Raw genomic sequence first — 2,588 nt, 5'->3', positions numbered from 1 at the left:
GCCCCTCGAAGTCGATCGAGCTGGCCGGCTACACCGACGAACAGATCTTCGCGCAGATCGGCGCCTTGGTTCCCTGAGTTGGAGGGTTGAGGATGACCGCGCAGACAACAGGCAGCGATGGGAGCCGGACGATCGCCCTTCCCGAAGCTTCTGCGGAGGCGACATCCGCCCGGCATGATGAGCAGGAGGCCCCGCAGGCGGCGGCGCCGTCCCCGGCGGCCTGGCAACCCCGGATCATCGCATTCGTCTGCAGGTGGTGCACCTATGCCGGCGCCGATCTCGCGGGGACGAGCCGGCTCAAGTATCCGCCGCAGATTCGCATCGTAAAGCTCCCGTGCACCGGAAGGATCGACCCGCTCTTCCTCTTGCGGGCCTTTCGCATGGGCGCCGACGGGATCCTCGTCTCCGGCTGTCACCCCGGGGACTGCCACTACACGAGCGGCAACTACGTCGCGCGCCGGCGCTGGATCCTCTTCCATGATCTGCTCGATTTCGTGGGCCTCGACCGCGAGAGGGTGCACTTCTCCTGGGTGTCGGCCGCGGAGGGGGGGAAGTTCGTCGATGTCGTGAAGAAGGTGACCGACGCCGTGCGGGCCGTCGGACCCTTCGCCGGCTTCGCTTCGGCGGGGGAGTCGCCGGGCTCGGCCGGATCGACGAAGGGCGCTGAGTCGGGGAGCGGGCCGGCTCCACACGCCGGGGCCGGGCCCGGAGCGGAGGCGCCTGCGCCGCTCGGAGATCTCGCGCCTCTTCGCTCCGACCTTGAGACGGGATCCGTCCGCGCGATTCTCGGTTTCAGGACGAGCCGGCGGGCAGGGAGCCTGCAGCCGACGTGGGTCACCGACCCTGCCGGCCTCGACCGTCTGCGTCATGCTCCGAACCCGAGTCGCTCTCTCGTGGTCTACCTTGTTCGCAGGCTCCGGGAGGATCCGATCGGCTCCTATGGCATCGTCGCCGGCCCGCGGGATCGCGACGCGCTCGCGCTCCTGGCCGCCGAGGAGCAGATCGATCCCGCGCGCGTGCGCGTCTATGCTGAGGAGGGCATCGCCGCGGACTCGTCCAAGGAGGCATGGGAGCTCTACGACGTCCCCGGCATCGGCCGTCCGGCTGCGGAGCGATGGCGCTTCTGGACGGCGCAGTTCGAGAAGTGCCTCCGGTGCAACGCCTGCCGCGAGGGGTGTCCTCTCTGCTCGTGCCTGCGCTGCGTCGCCGACAAGACCCGGCCGCGCTGGATCGATTCCTCCTCGACCCCTGACGGAAACTGGGTCTGGAACATCACGCGGGCCTTCCACCTGGCCGGCCGCTGCGTCGATTGCGGCGGGTGCACCGAGGCCTGCCCGGTCGGGATTCCCCTCGGGGCGTTGACCGCCCATCTGAATCGCGCAGCGGAAGGTCACTTCGGGCCGCGCGGCAAGGGGGATGAACCGGGGCGCTCCCCGCTGGTCTCGTTCCGCGTGGAGGACGAGGCCCCCTTCATCTTGTAGGAGGCGATCGGTATGTCGGATCTCTGGACACTGGACGACCTGAAGGCGTGGACCCGGAGCCTGCTCGCGACGCGCCGGGTGATCGCGCCGGTGGCGCGGCCTGAGGGGGCCGTCTGGGCGCAGGTTGACGACCCTGATGCCGTGTCGTGGGGCTACGGCAGGACGACGATCTCGCCGCGCGAGTGGCTACTGCCGCGCCACGAGGTCCTCTTCCGCTACGATCTCTCGGGCGACCCACCGAGGATCGAGGAGCCCGAGATCAGCGCGCCGCCCACAGCGCTGCTCCTGGTCAGGCCGTGCGATGTGGCGGGCCTGCGGGCGCTCGATGCCGTGATGCGCTGGGACTACACGGAAGAGGGGTTCGAGGCGCGGCGAGCGGCCACCCTCCTCATCGCGTTAGGCTGCAGCAGACCGGCGTCGCCGGAGAGTTGCTTCTGCGGCTCCGTAGGGCTTGACCCGCGCTGGGCTCCGGAGGCGGACGTGATGATCGAGCCGATCGAGGGCCCCTCAGGAACGCGCTACAGGGTGGCCCCCCTCACCGAAGCGGGACGCGCGAGCCTCGAGGGGATGAGCCTGCCTCTCGCTGAGCCGCAGCCGATCGGACCGCCGGTGGCGACAGTCCCGATCGACATCGAGCGCGCGCGGGAGTGGATGCGCGGGCACTTCGAGGATGAGATCTGGATGAAGGCGGCGGAGTCGTGCCTCGGGTGCGGCGCATGCGCCTATCTCTGCCCGAGTTGCCACTGCTTCGACGTGGTGGATGAGGGGGACTGGAGGCGGGGGGTCCGGGTGAGAAACTGGGACTCCTGCGCCTTCTCGCACTTCACGCTGCACGCGACGGGCCACAACCCGCGGCCGAAGCAGGTGAACCGCTACCGCCAGCGCCTCTATCACAAGTTCCAGTACTACCCCGACAAGTTCGGCAGGCTGCTCTGCACCGGCTGCGGCCGCTGCGTTGACTCCTGTTCGGGAGGGATGGACCTGATCGAGGTCCTGCAGGAGTGCGCCGCCAGGGAGGAGAGCCGCGTATGAGCCTCTACACGCCCCATCTGATGCGCATCGAAGAGGTCCGCAGGGAGACGCCCGACGTGAAGAGCTTCAAGCTCC

At 69.2% G+C, this 2,588-nt stretch carries 2 protein-coding genes; both read left to right on the top strand.

Features of this window, described 5'->3' with window-relative positions:
• Positions 1-92: 92 nt before the first annotated feature.
• On the top strand, positions 93-1,481 hold the full coding sequence (locus FJY88_13415; protein ID MBM3288325.1) for a hydrogenase iron-sulfur subunit: 1,389 nt from the start codon (positions 93-95) through the stop codon (positions 1,479-1,481).
• A gap of 12 nt (positions 1,482-1,493) precedes the next feature.
• Positions 1,494-2,513 carry a heterodisulfide reductase subunit A gene (locus FJY88_13410; protein MBM3288324.1) on the top strand — a complete coding sequence of 340 codons (1,020 nt, stop codon included), beginning with the start codon at positions 1,494-1,496 and terminating at the stop codon, positions 2,511-2,513.
• Positions 2,514-2,588: the final 75 nt, after the last annotated feature.

The sequence above is a fragment of the Candidatus Eisenbacteria bacterium genome, assembly GCA_016867495.1.
Classification (GTDB): Bacteria; Eisenbacteria; RBG-16-71-46; order CAIMUX01; family VGJL01; genus VGJL01.
Note: the sequence above shows the minus strand (reverse complement) of the source record. Positions and strands in the feature narration are given on the sequence as shown.

What these genes read in the sequence shown, in the direction of transcription:
- FJY88_13415 (MBM3288325.1), top strand. Translation starts at nt 93, where the DNA reads ATGACCGCGCAGACAACAGGCAGCGATGGGAGCCGGACGATCGCCCTT.
- FJY88_13410 (MBM3288324.1), top strand. Translation starts at nt 1,494, where the DNA reads ATGTCGGATCTCTGGACACTGGACGACCTGAAGGCGTGGACCCGGAGC.